The 17,217-nt window shown below is 46.1% G+C and carries 18 protein-coding genes and 1 other annotated feature; of the genes, 15 read left to right on the top strand and 3 right to left on the bottom strand.

What is annotated here, in order from left to right; all coding sequences use genetic code 11:
• Positions 1–124: 124 nt before the first annotated feature.
• From CHI14_RS05720 to CHI14_RS05710, 3 genes are all read left to right on the top strand, one after another.
• Positions 125–700, top strand: coding sequence for a GNAT family N-acetyltransferase (locus CHI14_RS05720; protein ID WP_095287439.1), 576 nt, complete (start codon positions 125–127; stop codon positions 698–700).
• Complete coding sequence (locus CHI14_RS05715; protein WP_095287438.1) at positions 697–1,047, top strand: VOC family protein; 351 nt, start codon at positions 697–699, stop codon at positions 1,045–1,047. Before CHI14_RS05720 ends, CHI14_RS05715 begins: the two co-directional genes overlap by 4 nt.
• Before the next feature lie 149 nt (positions 1,048–1,196).
• Positions 1,197–1,787, top strand: a complete 591-nt coding sequence (locus CHI14_RS05710; protein WP_095287437.1) for an HAD-IA family hydrolase — start codon at positions 1,197–1,199, stop codon at positions 1,785–1,787.
• 74 nt (positions 1,788–1,861) lie between these two features.
• Here the strand turns inward: CHI14_RS05710 and CHI14_RS05705 are convergent, their stop codons facing one another.
• A complete protein-coding gene (locus CHI14_RS05705) occupies positions 1,862–3,400 on the bottom strand; it encodes a sensor histidine kinase (RefSeq protein WP_249281013.1) in 1,539 nt (512 codons plus the stop codon).
• A complete protein-coding gene (locus CHI14_RS05700) occupies positions 3,400–4,083 on the bottom strand; it encodes a response regulator transcription factor (RefSeq protein WP_095287436.1) in 684 nt (227 codons plus the stop codon). The genes CHI14_RS05705 and CHI14_RS05700 overlap by 1 nt, the downstream gene beginning before the upstream one ends.
• A gap of 196 nt (positions 4,084–4,279) precedes the next feature.
• Between CHI14_RS05700 and CHI14_RS05695 the strand changes: the two genes are divergently transcribed.
• The 9 genes from CHI14_RS05695 (at position 4,280) to CHI14_RS05650 (ending at position 14,218) form a co-directional block, all read left to right on the top strand.
• Complete coding sequence (locus CHI14_RS05695; RefSeq protein WP_481856387.1) at positions 4,280–6,532, top strand: glycosyltransferase family 39 protein; 2,253 nt, start codon at positions 4,280–4,282, stop codon at positions 6,530–6,532.
• Between the two features lie 47 nt (positions 6,533–6,579).
• On the top strand, positions 6,580–7,566 hold the full coding sequence (locus CHI14_RS05685; RefSeq protein ID WP_095287435.1) for a glycosyltransferase family 2 protein: 987 nt from the start codon (positions 6,580–6,582) through the stop codon (positions 7,564–7,566).
• A complete protein-coding gene (locus CHI14_RS05680) occupies positions 7,559–7,996 on the top strand; it encodes a GtrA family protein (RefSeq protein WP_095287434.1) in 438 nt (145 codons plus the stop codon). The genes CHI14_RS05685 and CHI14_RS05680 overlap by 8 nt, the downstream gene beginning before the upstream one ends.
• Position 7,997: 1 nt before the next feature.
• Positions 7,998–8,885, top strand: a complete 888-nt coding sequence (gene galU / locus CHI14_RS05675; protein ID WP_095287433.1) for a UTP--glucose-1-phosphate uridylyltransferase GalU — start codon at positions 7,998–8,000, stop codon at positions 8,883–8,885.
• Between the two features lie 169 nt (positions 8,886–9,054).
• Positions 9,055–9,327: a binding site (T-box leader), on the top strand.
• Between the two features lie 167 nt (positions 9,328–9,494).
• Positions 9,495–10,580, top strand: coding sequence for an aspartate-semialdehyde dehydrogenase (gene asd, locus CHI14_RS05670; protein ID WP_095287761.1), 1,086 nt, complete (start codon positions 9,495–9,497; stop codon positions 10,578–10,580).
• A 142-nt stretch (positions 10,581–10,722) separates the two neighbouring features.
• Complete coding sequence (locus CHI14_RS05665) at positions 10,723–11,154, top strand: SGNH/GDSL hydrolase family protein (protein ID WP_249281011.1); 432 nt, start codon at positions 10,723–10,725, stop codon at positions 11,152–11,154.
• Between the two features lie 160 nt (positions 11,155–11,314).
• A complete protein-coding gene (locus CHI14_RS05660; RefSeq protein WP_095287432.1) occupies positions 11,315–11,605 on the top strand; it encodes an ArsR/SmtB family transcription factor in 291 nt (96 codons plus the stop codon).
• Positions 11,606–11,679: 74 nt separating this feature from the next.
• The gene (locus tag CHI14_RS05655; RefSeq protein WP_095287431.1) at positions 11,680–12,861 is read left to right on the top strand and encodes an MFS transporter; all 1,182 of its coding nucleotides are present in this window, start codon (positions 11,680–11,682) and stop codon (positions 12,859–12,861) included.
• 19 nt (positions 12,862–12,880) lie between these two features.
• Complete coding sequence (locus CHI14_RS05650) at positions 12,881–14,218, top strand: ISL3 family transposase (RefSeq protein WP_095287430.1); 1,338 nt, start codon at positions 12,881–12,883, stop codon at positions 14,216–14,218.
• A 102-nt stretch (positions 14,219–14,320) separates the two neighbouring features.
• Here CHI14_RS05650 and CHI14_RS05645 read toward each other — a convergent pair whose 3' ends face one another.
• A complete protein-coding gene (locus tag CHI14_RS05645) occupies positions 14,321–15,289 on the bottom strand; it encodes a bile acid:sodium symporter family protein (RefSeq protein ID WP_095287429.1) in 969 nt (322 codons plus the stop codon).
• Positions 15,290–15,431: 142 nt separating this feature from the next.
• Here CHI14_RS05645 and CHI14_RS05640 point away from each other — a divergent pair, with 142 nt between their 5' ends.
• The 3 genes from CHI14_RS05640 (at position 15,432) to CHI14_RS05630 (ending at position 17,149) form a co-directional block, all read left to right on the top strand.
• Positions 15,432–15,902: a DUF6376 family protein gene (locus CHI14_RS05640; protein ID WP_141236636.1), complete on the top strand. Its 471-nt coding sequence runs from the start codon at positions 15,432–15,434 to the stop codon at positions 15,900–15,902.
• Positions 15,903–15,916: 14 nt separating this feature from the next.
• Positions 15,917–16,162 carry a hypothetical protein gene (locus CHI14_RS29870; protein ID WP_170948023.1) on the top strand — a complete coding sequence of 82 codons (246 nt, stop codon included), beginning with the start codon at positions 15,917–15,919 and terminating at the stop codon, positions 16,160–16,162.
• A 189-nt stretch (positions 16,163–16,351) separates the two neighbouring features.
• Positions 16,352–17,149, top strand: coding sequence for a sulfite exporter TauE/SafE family protein (locus CHI14_RS05630; RefSeq protein WP_095287426.1), 798 nt, complete (start codon positions 16,352–16,354; stop codon positions 17,147–17,149).
• Positions 17,150–17,217 lie beyond the last annotated feature (68 nt).

The raw sequence follows: 17,217 nt of genomic DNA, 5'->3' as shown, positions 1-17,217 counted from the left end.
ACGTTCTGCTTGGGGGCTGTTTGGCGTCCCCTTCTGTAAAAGAATCTACCACCGATTCCACAATTTGGGTTATCATAGGTTTAGTTCAACAGATGGTGAGTACAAAGGAAATGGGGATCAAGAAATGAGAGAGATTGACTATAGTCAGTACTTTTGGCAGGATGAGCTGATCAGGCTGCGTGCTCTGCGCGAGGAAGATTGGGAAGCTCATTATTATAATCGGTTTGATACACCGGCCCGTCGTCTGCTCGAATGTGCAGTGGAACTGCCGCCAACGTTGGCCGAGGCCAAACATTTTACAGAGAGCTTCTCCAATTTCTCCAGTACACATGGACGCATCATGTTCTCGATTGAGGATTGGCATGGTGAGTACCTTGGCGGCGCTAACATAAACAGTATAGATGAGCGGAACGGTACATTCAGCATTGGAATTCAGGTGGATCGTGATCATCGGGGTAAAGGGGTTGGAACGCGAGCCGTTCGCATTATGCTGAAGTATGCCTTTTTCGAGAGAAGGCTGAATAAATTCAATGATAGTGTCCTTGAAGGGAACGAGCCTTCAGCAGCCATGATGAGAAAGCTGGGTTGCATACAGGAAGGCGTACGGCGCAAGGTTATATACACGAACGGCAGGTACCATGACATGATCCTTTTTGGATTAACCAAGGACGAGTTCATGGCGAAGGAGGGAATGGTATGACCCCGATATTAAATCAGATCGGTACCGTGTTTATTCCCGTCCGTGACATTGAGCGCGCGCGAGATTGGTATTGTGACATCTTGGGTTTACCAGCGGATGGCGAGATCCTGTTTGGACACTTATATATCATTCCAATGAACGGAACACGGATTGTGCTGGACAGCAAAATTTATGCCGAAGCGCATACGTTCAAAACGCCTGCATTCCATTTTGATACGAGAGATATTGAGGAAGCCTATGCGTTTATGCGATCCAGGGATGTTCATATAACGACACCCATTGAGCATGATCAATGGTTTAACTTTCAGGATCCGGATGGAAACCTGTTAATGGTGTGTAAGTGCTAGCTCATGAAATGAATAGAAGGCAAGGTGTAAAAGGGGGAGTATGAAGAAAATAATATGGATAAGCATCAGTCTGCTTGTGCTGTTGGTTGGGTTGGGATATGATGCAAGAACATTTACGTGAGAAAGTCTAATCTAACAGAGGTGATGGAATGGAAGATAAGCCTCAGCTTGTTTTGGATATAGCTGGAGTTCTGATTACGAATCTTTCCTCTTCATTTTGGCAGGAGCTTGCAGGTCATGCAGGCACGACTTTTCCTATATTCTTTGAACAGCTGAACGCTATTCGGATAGACCTCTGGACAGGAAAAATGAAAGAGGAACAGTTCTGGGTCTGGTTGCAATTGCAATACCCCAAGATAGACAAAACCTATGCATATGAATTACTAAATCGTACGACAGAAACATTACCTGCGATACATTATCTTGAACGATGGAGTCAGCACGCTGATATACATCTGCTAAGTAATCATTGCCATGAATGGGTTAAACCGATATTGCCAACGATTGAAAAGCACACCAAAAGCATCACCATTTCGAATCAGGTCGGATTCTGCAAACCCCATAGAGAAATTTATGAAATCGTAGAATCTCATATGAACTTCAGAACTCGTATTATATTTGTGGATGATCAATCGAAAAACTTTAAACCTGCTATGGAGCTGGGATGGGAAACAATGCTTGCAGATGAACAACATTATTGGATTGAAAAAATAGACCATATACTTACCGTAGAAGTTTAGAATTGAAAAAACTGAGTATTAAGTCAATAACCCTTTCACAGTCCCTAAGGAGCTGGAAAGGGTTATTGGTCATGCTAATGGTCAGAAGTTGTCTCAGATAAAGGCAGTAAAATGGTAAACGTTGTTCCGCCGCCTAACTTGCTGTTCACCGCAATACTTCCGCCATGCGCTTCCACAATGGAACGTGTAATGGCTAGACCAAGGCCAGCGCCGCCTTCCTTTCTGGAACGGGAAGAGCTGGTCCGGTAGAAGCGTTCAAAAATATGGGGAAGATGTTCCGGCTCAATCCCGGTGCCGTTGTCTTTTACGGTCAATTCGACCTTGTTAAGAACAGCATATAGCGCCACAGTAATGGAACCGGATTCCGGGTGGGTATGCTGTACCGCATTGTGGAACAAATTGAGAACCACCTGCTTCAGCTTGTGCGGCTCAGCCATTATGGATAAACCGGCAGTCAGGTCGAAGTGTACATGGCGTTCCCGAGCCATCATGTTCAGCTGAGGCTGCATTTCCAGCAGCAAATGATCCAGCTGAACCATCTCCTGTTCTTGCTTCGGAGCTTGATCTAGCTTGGTTAGCATAAGCAAATCTTCAACCAGTTTGTTAATTCGTACAGACTCCCCATACATGCTGTCCAGTGCCCTATACAGTTGTTCGCTATTGGATGCTGCGCCCCGCTGGAGAACTTCAATGAATCCGTGGATGGACGTCAATGGAGTCCGCAGTTCATGGGAAGCATCGGACAGGAAACGCTGCATCTGTTCCTTGGATTCACGTTCCGCTTCAAATGATTGCTCGAGTCTTTCGAGCATGCCGTTGAACGACTGCGCCAGCTGATCCACTTCCTGTTGACCCTGCGTGGCGGGAAGACGTTCTGCCAAGCTGCCTGCATCGATCCGCTGGACGGTATCGACCATACTGGATAACGGAATCAGTGTACGGCGGAGCGTTTTGGTATAGAGAATGAGACCCGCGACCATCGCCAGAATGGATAACATGACGAAAATGAGCAGCTGTTTAACAATGAGGTCCCCTATTGGTTTCGTCGGGGTACCCATCTGAACCATGGAGAAATCCCGATTACGCGGACCGGGCGAGGCAAAAACGATCAATTGCTCACTGCCTGTACGATCCGTCACGATCTGGTATGGGACATGTCGTTTGTCCAATAATTGGTTCGTGATTGTTTTGTATTCGGCGGAAGTGAGCTGGGGTGCAGCCAGACCATCTTCTTTACCGAATACATCCTCGAATGTACCATTTTGATCGAATAGGGCAAGTGAACGATCGGGAATGTAGAGCATCCTGTTACCCGACACGCGTGTATCCGTGCCTGCCTGTCCGGCAAATGGGTTGTTGAAGGACTCGTTTCGCGAAGATAAGCCGAGCCAGACAGGAGGCATGGACATAATCTGCTCTTCCATTGTTTTCGCCTGATTGCGATACAGAAAGCTTTCCATAATCCAGAACTGAAAAATGCCAATTAACAACAATAAGGCTGCAAGAATAAACAGAGAACGTGCGAGCAGCTGAGAACGGAGCGAACGGGGCCAGATCAACCGCTGCAGTCGCCCCAGATGAGATTTGGTGGTTGGCTTCATTGAAGGAATCATCAGAGATCCACTCGGTATCCAACACCTCGAAGAGTGCGAATGAGCTTGTGCTCTTTATCCCCAAGTTTGTCACGCAGTGAACGTATATAGACCTCGACAATATTTTCTTCTCCGCCAAAATCATATCCCCACACACGACTAAGAATTGTCGCCTTGCTTAGCACGATGCCGTGGTTCAGCACAATAAACTTCAATAGTTCATATTCGGTAGGGGACAACTCAAGAATCTGATCGTGATAGGTGATCTCCTTGCGTTGATCGTCGATTCGGAAAGGACCATGTGTTACGGCCCCAATAAGCAATGGAAACTGATTACGCAGCCTTGCCTGAATCCGGGCGAGCAGCTCATCGAAGGCAAAGGGCTTGATCATATAATCGTCAGCACCAAGCCATAGACCTTTCACCCGGTTCTCGACTTCGTCCTTGGCTGTGAGCATGATGACTCCAACCTGGGCTCCAGTCTTGCGCAGACGTTCAACCACCTCGAATCCATCCATTTCCGGCATCATGACGTCCAAAATGGCCATGTGCGGACGGAACTCAAGTGCGAGTTCAAGCGCTGCAGCACCATCCGGAGCCGTGCGTACATCGAAGCCCTCATTACTCAATCCAAGCTCCAAAAATTGCAAAATATGTGGTTCATCATCTGCCAAAAGGATCTTAATCCCGGTACTTAACTTCATAAGCGGGCATGCCTCCCTGTTAAATCCATCTAATAAGCCCCTCAAAAAGTTGAGGGCTTTGTGTTGTATTATCGCTTGCCAAGCTGAAAATTAGCTGAAAGGTTTGGAACGTATCCTCAGTTAACATTCAGCGGGGACTCATCCCAATTTTATTTTGGCATGTCACAATACAATCATGAAGAACGAGAAGGAGTGATTGACATTGAAACATGCCAAACGAAGGATTGATCTGGTCCTTCTGCCGATTGTCATATTGGCGGCAATTCTGAACGGATACGGGATTTGGAACGATCCATATGCCAATTCCTACTATACGACCGCCGTAGGGAGCATGCTGAGAAATTTCCACAATTTCTTCTATGCATCCCTTGATTCGGCTGGCTCCGTAACGGTAGATAAACCGCCCGTCGTGTTTTGGATTCAGACGGCTTTTGCCTATGTTTTCGGATTGCATGGATGGAGTGTTATTTTGCCGCAAGTATTAGCAGGAATCGGTTCGGTACTGATCATATATTTCATGGTTAAACCAACCTTTGGACTTGCTGCTGCACGCATTGCAGCTCTGGCCATGGCTACGGTTCCGGTTGTGGCGGCAGTAAGCCGTACCAACAATATCGACAGCATGCTGGTGTTTACGCTATTGCTCGGTTCCTGGTTTTTGTTCAAAGGTACCAAGCTGGGCAGTCCGTGGCGAATCCTCGTAGCATTTGGCCTTATTGGACTGGCATTTAACATGAAAATGCTTCAGGCCTACATGATTCTTCCGGCATTTTATATCTTCTACCTGCTTGCATTTCAGGCGAAATGGAGAAAGAAGATCCTTCTGCTTATTGGCAGTACCGCAGTACTGGCAGTTGTTTCCTTATCCTGGGCAGTGACGGTCGATTCTATACCGGAAAGTCAGCGGCCTTACATAGGAAGCAGCGAAACCAATTCGGTGCTGGAGCTTGCTTTTGGCTATAACGGTCTGTCCCGTCTTACAGGTCAGCAGAACAGAACCGCTGGCGCAGGCATGCCTGACATGGCAGATGATAGAAACCGTGACGATGCTTCAGCAGCAGCCTCGGATTCTGATTCATCAGACAAATCCGTTGCTGCAGGCAACCCATCAAGAGACGGTTCAACGCGTGAGATGGGCCCGATGAACGGAATGGACTTCCCGCAAGGCGGTCAGATGCCGAACGGCGCTGAAATGCCAAACGGAAGGAATTTCGGCGGTGGCAATGGTGGCGGAATGGGTGGCATGTTCGGCACAGGGGAGAAAGGTGTGCTTCGATTGTTCCAGACTGAACTGTCGGGGCAGGCCAGCTGGCTTCTGCCAACGGTACTGCTGGGATGCATTGCTCTCTTTGCGGGGCTTAGACGGAGAAATATTACGATGAAACATAAGGAAGCTGCGTTTTGGCTGATCTGGTTGCTTCCGGTTGCAGCGTTCTTCAGTGTGGCTGGTTTCTTCCACCAATATTACCTGATCATGCTGGCCCCGCCAGTTGCAGCTTTAACCGGTGCCGGATTTGTAGCCATGTGGCAGGCCTACCGAGAACGTAACGGCTGGCAAGCCTGGCTGCTTCCACTTGCCGTTCTGCTTACGACGATCTTCGGCTGGTATATCATGCAGGTCTATGATGACACCATCGGTGCAGGCTGGTCGATCAGCGAACTCATAGCAGGTATTGTGATCACGCTCATCCTAATCGTTTTGCTCAATCGTTCACATCAATGGAAGCAAGGCATCATTGTGGCAGGGTTTATGGTTATGCTTATTGGTCCAGTCTATTGGGCATTCACGCCAATTACCTACGGCGGTAACAGCATGATTCCTGCGGCGGGTCCTACGGGTTCGAATGGAATGTTCGGCGGCATGGGCATGGCTATGGGAAGCAGACAAGGTGATCGAGATAGCGAGATGACTCCACCCAATGCTGCAAGTGATACGGGTTCATCCTTCCCTAGTGCTTCTGGCAGCGGAGCTGCTGGTGATATTTCGAGTACAGAAACACCTCCGGCATCTGGTGGAAACATGTTTGGCGGTGGCGGCATGGGAGCAGCTGGCGGACGAGGCGGAGCCGGAAACAGGAACGAAGAAGTAGATACAACAACACTGAATTATCTCAGAGAAAATAACACAGGAGAGACCTATCTTTTCGCAACCACAGACTATAACCAGGCAGCCCCATACATCATTGATGAGAACGAGGCTGTTATTACACTCGGAGGCTTCTCCGGTTCTGATCCGGTATATACCACAGAGGAACTGGAAGAGCTCGTGAAGAGCGGACAAGTGAAATACTTTATGGTTGGTGGCATGGGCGGCCGAGGAGGCAATTCGGATATCAGCAGCTGGATCATGGAACATGGTACCGAAATTCCGACGTCAGAGTGGATGACAGGTACGAATAGCGGAGCTGGCTTCGGCGGACAGAGCACCCTATACGAAGTGAAGTTATAGAGATGGTCAAGTGGAACGAACTGAAAATGAAAAGGGAGGGAACGAATATGGCCCAAAAGTGCCGTTACAGCATCATTATTCCGATGTACAACGAAGAAGCAGTCATTGAAGAAACCTATCGACGTGTGAAAAAGGTTATGGGCAGTACAGGAGAAACGTATGAACTGCTGTTTGTCAACGATGGCAGTATCGACCGAAGTGCGCAGATGATCCGTGACTATGCACGTTGGGATGAAAGTGTAAAATTAATTGATTTTGCACGCAACTTCGGTCACCAGATCGCGATTACCGCAGGGATGGATTATGCAGCAGGTGATGCAGTAGTCATTATTGATGCAGACCTTCAGGACCCTCCCGAACTGATTCTGGACATGATTGCCAAATGGAAAGAGGGCTATGAGGTAGTGTATGCCCGCCGGACCAGACGAAGCGGGGAGACCCGCTTCAAGAAATGGTCTGCAAGCATGTTTTACCGCATACTTCGGGCCTCAACCGATACGGATATTCCAGTGGATACAGGAGATTTTCGCCTAATCGATCGCAAAGTGTGCGATGAAATGAAACGTCTTCCGGAAAAAAATCGATTTGTCCGTGGTTTGGTCAGTTGGGTTGGATTCAGACAAACAGCAATCGAATATGAACGGGATGAGCGTCTGGCTGGGGAGACCAAATATCCGTTGAAACGCATGCTGAAGCTGAGCCTGGATGGCATTACATCCTTCTCGTATAAACCGCTCAAGCTTGCGGGTTACGTGGGAGCTATTCTGTCCGTAGGCGGATTCATCTACATGCTCAGCGTGATCATTTCTGCGATTTTTACCGATTCAACGATCAAAGGCTGGCCATCTATCGTCAGCATCATGCTGATATTTAATGGATTTATTCTCATTATGCTGGGCATTCTTGGGGAGTACATTGGCCGCATCTATGATGAAACCAAGGCGAGACCCTTATACATTGTGCGTGACGTGTATCAATCGGAGAGTCAGCCCGGACAAGTGCGGTTGACAGGCAGAGTTGCTCACCATGATTAATCGGTTGGCCACACTGATCAAATTCGGGATCGTGGGTGTGATGAATACGGCGGTGGATGCATTGGTGTTTACCATGCTCGCTGCCCTGGGCACACCCGCTCTGATTGCCCAGGTCATTTCCTATAGCTGCGGGGTCTTGAACAGTTATTGGTGGAACCGACGATGGACGTTCAGGGATGCCAGAAGACAAGGTCCAAATAATGAATTGCTGCGTTTTGTGATTACAAATCTGATCGTCCTCGCCTTATCATCCCTGATCTTGTTTCTCTCGAATAACATACTTGGCTTGAATCTGGTCATAAGCAAAGCAGCAGCAACCCTCTTGGGGACGATCCTGAACTATATTGGCAGTCGATATTGGGTTTTCCGTGCTGTGTCCGCGACAACGCCCTATCCGAATACAGAAACGAACGAAAGGAGTGTTTCATGATATGAGAATCAAAAAGGCAGTCATTCCGGCAGCGGGACTCGGAACACGCTTCCTGCCGGCAACCAAGGCTCAGCCGAAAGAAATGCTGCCCATTGTGGATAAACCGGCCATTCAATATATTGTTGAAGAAGCGGTTCAATCGGGTATTGAAAATATTATTATTGTAACCGGACGCAACAAAAAATCGATCGAGGATCATTTTGACAAATCGGTGGAACTGGAACACTCCCTCTATGCCAAAGGCAAACAGGATTTGCTCGAGCAAGTGCAGGCGATAAGTGATATGGCCAGCATTCATTTTATCCGCCAGAAAGAACCACTGGGACTAGGACATGCCATCGGATGCGCGCGTCAGTTTGTGGGAGAGGATCCGTTCGCTGTACTGCTGGGGGATGATATTATGGTATCCGAACCGCCGGCACTTGCACAGATGATTCATTTGTATGAAAAGACCGGCAGTCAGGTCGTGGGTGTACGTCAAGTGCAGCCTGCAGATGTAAGCAAATATGGAATTATCGATTCAGCGGGTGCGGAAGATCGGGTTCACCGAATTACGAATCTGGTGGAGAAGCCCTCAATGGAGGAGGCACCATCAAGAACAGCGGTAATGGGCCGTTATATTCTGAAACCATCGATATTTCCCATTTTGGATCGGATCGAGAGAGGAGCAGGAGGAGAATATCAACTAACTGATGCGTTAAAAGAAGTGAGTCAGTTGGAGGAGCTTCTCGCTCTTGAGCTTGAGGGCCGCCGCTACGATATCGGCAATCAGTTCGGTTACATCCAGGCTATTTTGGAGATCGGACTCATGCGCAAGGAGCTGCAGCCGGTACTGTCACCATATCTCAAACAGCTCGCAGCGAGTGGGGCTCAATTAAATAATGTTTAGGCGCATCAGTAAATATGGTATAATATGGTGATATAAGAATAATGCAGGCTTGCCCTTCTGGTAACGAATGCTTTTGTCACTAAAACATAGTAAATAAATATCCAATTGCAGCAAATTATAAAAAATATGTTTACTTCGCAATGGTAACTTTGATATTATAATCGCAATATCAAATGCGACGAAGAGACGAGTAAATAAAAGTATTCTTTCTCAGAGAGCCCCGGCAGCTGAAAAGGGGTAAAGAATTTTTATTGAATAAAGACTCAGAGCAGCACATCGGAACTTGGCATATAAGGGATGGTGTGACAGGAGCTCCTGTTACAGAGCTGGAGTATAGGCTGTTACAACTGATTAACGGTTGTGTCCTTAACTCTTAGAGGCTGATATGGCGACATATGGGCGAATCTGGGTGGTACCACGAGTGTTCAATCTCGTCCCTGAGACTTCTGTCTTGGGGGTGGGATTTTTTGGTTTTTCCGGGGTATTGGCTACACGCTTTGGAATGACCTGAATAGTGTTTACTAAGGGAAGAATCATGAAGTCCCATCAACCGATGCAGGAATGAAAATAGCTAATATTGAACTCAAACCGAAAGGAAATGATGATTATATGACAGCAAAATTGAAAGTCGGTATTGTCGGAGGAACAGGAATGGTAGGCCAGCGTTTTGTGGACCTGCTGGATGGTCATCCATGGTTTGAAGTAACAGCCATTTCAGCAAGTGCCAACTCGGCAGGCAAAACATACGAAGAATCCGTTCAGGGCAGATGGAAACTCGCAGTTCCCATCCCGGAAGCCGTGAAACAAATCGTTGTACAGGATGCCTCCCAGGTTGAAGCATTTGCCAGCCAGGTTGATTTTATCTTCTGTGCCGTAGATATGAAAAAGAATGAGATACAAGCGCTTGAAGAAGCTTATGCCAAAACAGGCACTCCGGTTGTCTCCAACAACTCGGCTCATCGCTGGACTGCTGATGTACCTATGGTTATTCCAGAGATCAACCCAGGACACCTGGAAGTGATTGAAGCACAGCGTAAACGTCTGGGCACCACAACCGGCTTCATCGCAGTTAAACCAAACTGCTCCATTCAGAGCTATGTACCTGCACTGCATGCGCTTCGTGAGTTCAACCCGACTCAAGTGGTTGCTTCCACGTATCAAGCCATTTCGGGAGCAGGCAAAAACTTCACGGATTGGCCTGAAATGCTGGATAACGTCATTCCTTACATTGGTGGCGAAGAAGAGAAGAGTGAGCAAGAGCCGCTTCGCATCTGGGGAAGCGTGCAAAACAACGAGATTGTGAAAGCTTCGTCTCCACTCATCACGACCCAATGTATCCGTGTTCCGGTAACGGATGGGCATCTGGCTACGGTATTTGTCAACTTTGAGAAAAAACCTTCCAAAGATGAAATTCTGGAGCGTTGGTTGCAATTCAAAGGGCGTCCGCAAGAGCTGGAATTGCCAAGTGCACCGAAACAGTTTATTACGTATTTCGAGGAAGAGAACAGACCGCAAACGAAGCTTGATCGTGACATTGAACGCGGAATGGGCGTATCCACAGGAAGACTGCGTGAGGACTCGCTCTATGATTATAAATTCGTGGGATTGTCCCACAACACGCTCCGCGGAGCAGCAGGCGGTGCGGTTCTGATCGCGGAATTGCTTAAAGCTGAAGGGTATATTCAGCCGAAATAAGCAATGTAAAAGTAAGTGTTAAGGATAAAAAGCACCATCACATGCTGATGGTGCTTTTATTACACCCATCGGGAAAAATTGAAGATCCAGAGCCAGTCAGGTTATGCGGATATATTATAATGGGAAAAAGAGGGGGTTTTTTATGGGAGGAAGAAATGATTTTTCCAGCGGTACGACTGCATTTGGTAACATAAATACTTCCCCGAGCTCGACTGATACATTTTATGGGGCACTTAAGCATGTTGCAGAGGGCTTGATCCAGCGCTACCCAACCAACCTGATTGTCTTTTTGACTCCTCCGCATGGATCAAGTACAGCCGTACCTGAATATTTGCCCAATCCGGTGACCGGACGAGTATACTCAGAGTATATTGCTGCGATCAAAGAGGTGGCATCATTGTACTCCATTCCAGTCTGTGATCTGTGGAACATTGCGGGAATACAGCCTTTATTGAAGGTACATAAAAATTTATACTTTACTGGCGAAAACGGTGTGCCTGATGGGCTTCATCCCAATCAGGCCGGACATTCGAGATTGGCGTCAAGAATCGTGGGCTTCCTTAATACGTTGTAGGTTTAACTAAGAAGCGTCTTATGATTTATGTGGCTAATAAAAAAGGGTGTTCGGATTTTATGGTGGAGACAACATCAAAACATTTCACTTAAAAATCGGAGAATATGGTGGTATTTTTCTAAAGACTTGATTTGTAGTGATATCTTAGTACAATGGTTTTATGACTACTCAAAAAATAATAAATGATGAACTCAGAGTCAAAATATTTAAGGCGTTAGCCGATGAAACAAGATTGGACATCATACGAGCTCTATACACCAGCAGGAAGGAGATGAATTGTGGAGAAGTAGGAGATATTCGCGATACTACGAAATCGAATACTTCGTATCACTTGCGTGCTTTAAAGGAGGCGAAATTGATCAAGGTACGAAAAGAAGCCCAAGCAAAGTATATGAGCATCGATTTGGAGACATTTCAAACTTACTTACCCGGATTTCTGGATACGTTGTAGAAAGAAATTCTTTTTTTATTCATTAGTTCAATAATTATTGAACTATAGAACTAACTACAAAGGGTGAATATAGAATGATCAAGTTAACTGCTTTATTTTTCCTTATCATGTTTGTTATCGGTACGGATACGTTTTTGATCTCTCCGCTTATCCCCACTCTTCAGGACTTGTTTCATATTCCGACCGAATATTCGGGTTGGATGGTGGGGTCTTATGCATTAGGTTATGCCATTTTTGCACTGATTGCTGGGCCGCTTTCCGATGGATGGGATCGCAAAAAAGTAATGCTTTCCGGTATGGTCTGCTTCTCGGTTTCAACCATGTTATGCGGCTTTGCCACAGGTTTTTGGTCGATGTTCTTCTTCCGTTTTTTAGCCGGAGTCAGCGCAGCATTTACGGCGCCTCAAGTCTGGGCCTCGATCCCTGCTCTGTTTCCAACGTCAAAAATCGCCAAAGTATCAGGAATCGTCATGGCAGGCTTGGCTGCTTCCCAAGCGTTCGGCATCCCTATTGGAAGTCTGCTTGCGTCAACCCATTGGAATTATCCTTTTTTTACAATCGGTGCATGTGCATTATTGGTAGCGGTATTCATCTTCTATGCTTTGCCCGAAATGAAACCGGATCAAGGCCAAAAAGCGAAGATTCCGATTTTCAGCAGATACATCCCACTATTGAATAGCCGAATGGCGAGAAAGGCTTTCCTCGCTCATTTCTTATTTCAATGTGGATTCTTTGCTGCCTTTTCTTTTATTGGAAAATGGGTGACGGATCGCTTTTACCTTTCAATTGATCAAGCGGGGTACGTGATGTTTTTTCTTGGTCTCGGGAATATCGTCGGGAGCTTCGGCGGTGCCTATGTGATCAAAACGTTAAACCGTTTCAATACGCTGGTTGTGGGCTTTCTTGTCTCTATTGCATGTTTTATTGTTTTGCCTCACTTGCCATCAATTGCGGTTTTCGAAAGTGTTTACTTTTTCATATTCGTTAATATGGGGATCGCTTTTCCCCTAATATTGGGAATGCTGAATTCATTAAATCCAACCATCCGCGGCACAATCTCCAGCTTGGCCAATTCAATCATGTACGCTGCGACCACGCTCGGTTCTTGGATCGCAGGCCTGATTTACGCGAATTTTAACGGTTTTTACGCCGTAGGCATGTTTGCGGCCATATGCTTTGCAGGTTCTTTGTTATCTTTCATGTTCAGCGGTATTCTGACCAGTCATATGAAAACAAAGAAGGAGTTTGCATCATAAATGCATAGAAGATATTCATATGGATAGTCTAAATCTTTCAAAATTCAACATCCTAAGTATTAGTGAGAATGAATTTGATTTTCTAATACAAGTGGTGACGAACTCTCCACCTTTGGCTTGCCCTCATTGTGGATGTATAGCCAACCTCTACAAACATGATATCAGGGAACAGATCTGTATGGACTTACCTATTCACGGCAAGCATGTAGGCCTTCTTATAAAGCGTCAGAGGTATCGCTGTAGAGACTGTAATCGAACCTTTTGGGAACACTTAAACCACACCATAGACGAAAAGCGAAACTGTACCAAACGATTATTGTCTTATATAGAGAAGGAAAGCCTTAAACGCACGTTTGTCAGCATATCCGAGGATGTTGGATTGCATGAAAAAACGATACGTAACATCTTTCGTGATTACATCAATCGTCTTAATGAAACGCATCGATTTGAAACTCCTAATTGGCTTGGGATTGACGAAATACACATTATTAAGCCAAGATGTGTTTTAACCAACATTGAGGAACGTACTTTGTTAGATGTTTTGCCCAATCGTAACAAGGAAACCGTTGTAGGCTACCTCTCACGCCTTCCAAATAGAGGAGAAATACGATATGTCACAATGGATATGTGGCAACCGTATAAGGACGCCGTGAGGGCTATATTGCCAAAAGCTCTTATCATCGTCGATAAGTTTCACGTTGTCCGTATGGCAAACCAAGCGTTAGAAACCATTCGTAAGCAGCTCCGAGAAGGATTATCGCCAAAAGAACGCCGAGGGCTGATGCACGACCGTTTTATCCTCCTAAAACGCCATATAGCGCTTACAGAGATGGATAAAATTACGCTTGACCTTTGGACAAAGAATTATCCTTCTCTCGGCACTGCTTATGACTTAAAGGAATCATATTTCGATATTTGGGAATGTGATAGCAGACAGACGGCATTCCTTAAATACAACGAATGGAAAGCTAAAATACCAACTGAACTGCAATCCGCTTTTGAACCACTTACAAAGGCTATGAAGAACTGGGAAGAGGAAATATTCGCCTACTTCGACCATCGCATTACAAACGCTTATACGGAGTCGTCTCTAAACAGCCTTATTCGAGTCATTAATCGTTTAGGCAGGGGATACTCTTTTGAAGCCCTTCGAGCTAAAATACTCTTTACAGAGGGAATTAAAAAGCAACGTAAGCCTAAGTACCAAAGGCGGTTTGATAGCTACGATCTACGTGAGGAAAACTTCCAGATGTTTAATATGCCATCTATTGGAGTTGTTCATGGGCCAGAAGAAATAATCTTGCTGGGGATCGATTTTTCCACCCTGATCGAGAAATTGGAGAAGGGCCAGCTATAAGCCCTTCTCCACCATAAAATCCGAATACTCTAAAAAAACAGCACGTACTCCATTTTTGATATTGGAGCGTTGCTGTTTTTTTTATAGCAAACTTTGCAAATGTTAGGCTGCCGACGTTTTGTCTGCCTTTTGCAGCAGTTGTGAGCGCCGTCCTAGCAGATAACCTGACAGGGAAGCCAGCATTTGCTGAAATACCATTCCGAGAACAACTGGCACAGCAACGGGAGGTGGGAAATAGGATACGGCAAGCACCGCTCCTGCGCTGATATTGCGCATGCCCCCATTAAATACGAGCGCCACCTGGTCAGCCTCATTCCAGCCCAGCAATCTTGCAATGAAATAACTGAGTGCATAGCCTAAGGAAGCCAGGAAAATGATGATTGCCGCCAGACCTGCCAGTCTCCAGTTGAAATCGGCCAGATAAGGAGCAACGACCGATCCGTTGATAGCGACTACCACCGCCATAAACAACTTGGAAAATGGATTCAGTCTTGGGCCCCATACCGGTACAATGGCTCCCTTGGTCCATTCATTCAGCAGCATACCCACCAATGATGGCACAACGATCATCCAAAACAGACTGCTCATGATAGCTCCCATATCCAGCGTAACGCTGGTACCGATCAGGAGAGAAAGAACACCCGGAACGACGAATGGAGCCAGCAAAGTATCGATTAGAATGATGGATAGCGTCAATGCAATATTGCCACGGTAAATGCTAACCCAGATGAAGCTGCTTACACCTGTCGGAATGACGGCTGCCAGAACAAGTCCGGTTATCGTATAAGCGTCCATCGGAAAAACCAGATGCCCCATACCCAGTGCGATCAAAGGCATCGCCAAATGTAATATGAACAGACAAACAAACAGGGGAAAAGGCTTTTTCAAAACATTCAGAAAATCCCTGAACCCTAGACTGATGCTTCCTGCAAACGTCATAAATGCAAAAAGCCAAGGGGATAAAAAAGTGTACGAAGAAAGAAAGCTTCCGCAGAGTACGCCTATGATAATGCTGATTGGAGTAATCAGTGGCATGATGCGGTTCAAGCGCTGATTCAAAGCCTGAAGCATATTCATGACATCCCTTTACCGTGTGATTCTTCCATTATACATGTTCAATCCTATGAGTGCAGACCGATTTGCATTCGGGTATCCGGAACAGCTATCATTCAATTAAGTAAATGACTTCTGATACAAGGAAGGGAAGATGCTTATGATTTTACGTAAACGAAGGCAAACACTGATCATGACAGGCTTTATTGCTGCAAGTATTTTTGTCATCTCGGCTTGTTCTGTTGTGGAGCAGGCAAACGAAAGCTTAAACTACGTTAGTGGGGCAACGGACTATATCGAGCAAATATCCAGTGCTGGCGCGGAGCTCCAGCAGCTCGCATCGGATGCCGTCAACAATCCCCAGATCACCGAGCAGATTCAAACGAAGATTGATCAGATTCAAGCGGAAGCAAGTGAATTCTCACAGCTTACGGCTCCGGCCATCGGTGAGAGCATCCATGAAAATTTGGTCAGTTATAACAATCAGTTAACCGAAGTTGTGGATCAATTCGAGACCACCATAGCAGAGCAAGGCTTTACTGCGGAAAACTGGGAAAAGACCGGAATTCCGGATCTGATTAATAATATCAACAATCTAAAAGATCCGTTAAGCGGACTAGGAAATGAATGAGCCGGATTTCGAATATGGAGCAAAAAAAGGTGCCAAACGAAGTAATTCGTTTAGCACCTTTTTTTATATTTTTACATGTTGGATTATTCGATTTCACTTGCTATCAGGGCTTACTGCTTATCGAGCCAGCGGAGACGTGGTACAATGAGCAGGAATGTTTTTTATCATTTTGTGGTGTCATACACAATGCGTACACCGAGAGAGCCGTAGCTTTCTTCCTTATAATTGCACTGGCTGCAGGTCTTGGTGGCACAGAGTGAATCACTGCATACATGCAATTTTTCGCTGCAGTGAGGACACTTATTTTCAAAAAGAGTCTTGAACAGATTGAGCATGCTTAATCACTCATTTCTGATTAATTTACTTGGTTTTTATTATAGCCGATAAATTTCGCCGCGTATACAGTTTTTTGACACGGTTTTTCAAGCGCAAGAAAGGAAGAATTACCGATGGATGTTCTGCTTTTTATCATCATGTTTATACTGGGTCTGGTCGGTTCCTTCTTTTCCGGTTTACTGGGTATTGGTGGAGCTATTATTAACTACCCCCTGCTGCTGTACGTTCCCACTCTTGTGGGTATTGAGCCTTTTACTGCACATGAGGTTTCCTCCATTAGCATGTTCCAGGTATTCTTTTCCTCGTTGGCAGGTGTAGTCGCATTTCAGAGAAAGAAGAGGAAGGCCAGGGACGGGCGTGCTTTGGTGAATAGGACGCTCGTGGCATACATGGGCATCAGTATTCTCATCGGCAGCTTGATCGGAGGCATCATATCCGGCCATCTGGATGGAGATGTCATTAACCTGATTTACGGCATATTGGCGGTTATCGCAATTGTCCTCATGTTGATTCCGGGAAGAGGTACAGAAAATTCTTCTAATGTTGTGGAATTTAACCGATGGATTGCGGCAGGTTCGGCTCTGGCCGTCGGTGTTGTCTCAGGAATTGTTGGCGCTGGCGGTGCGTTTATTTTGATTCCCATCATGTTGACTGTGCTTCGTATTCCTACGAGAACGACGATTGCTTCGTCCCTGGCCATCGTGTTTATATCTGCGATTGGTGGAGTCATCGGGAAAGTCAGTGGTGGAGGCATTCCGATCGAGCCAGTCATCTACACCGTTATAGGGAGTCTAATAGGGGCTTCACTGGGTTCAAGAGTCAGTTCAATGATTAATGTAAGGGTGCTTCGCTATGGTTTAGTTGTTCTCATTGCTGTTACTGCCGTTAAAGTGTGGGCTTCTATTCTGTAAAAACAAGGATCAGTGGAGTGACCGTGACGATTTCGTAACCAAACGGTTCAAGCGCCGTATAAAGGTTA

The sequence above is a fragment of the Paenibacillus sp. 7516 genome, assembly GCF_002272715.1.
GTDB classification, from domain to species: Bacteria; Bacillota; Bacilli; order Paenibacillales; family Paenibacillaceae; genus Paenibacillus; species Paenibacillus illinoisensis_A.
The sequence above is the reverse complement of the archived record's forward strand: the minus strand, read 5'-3'. Positions and strand labels throughout refer to the sequence as shown.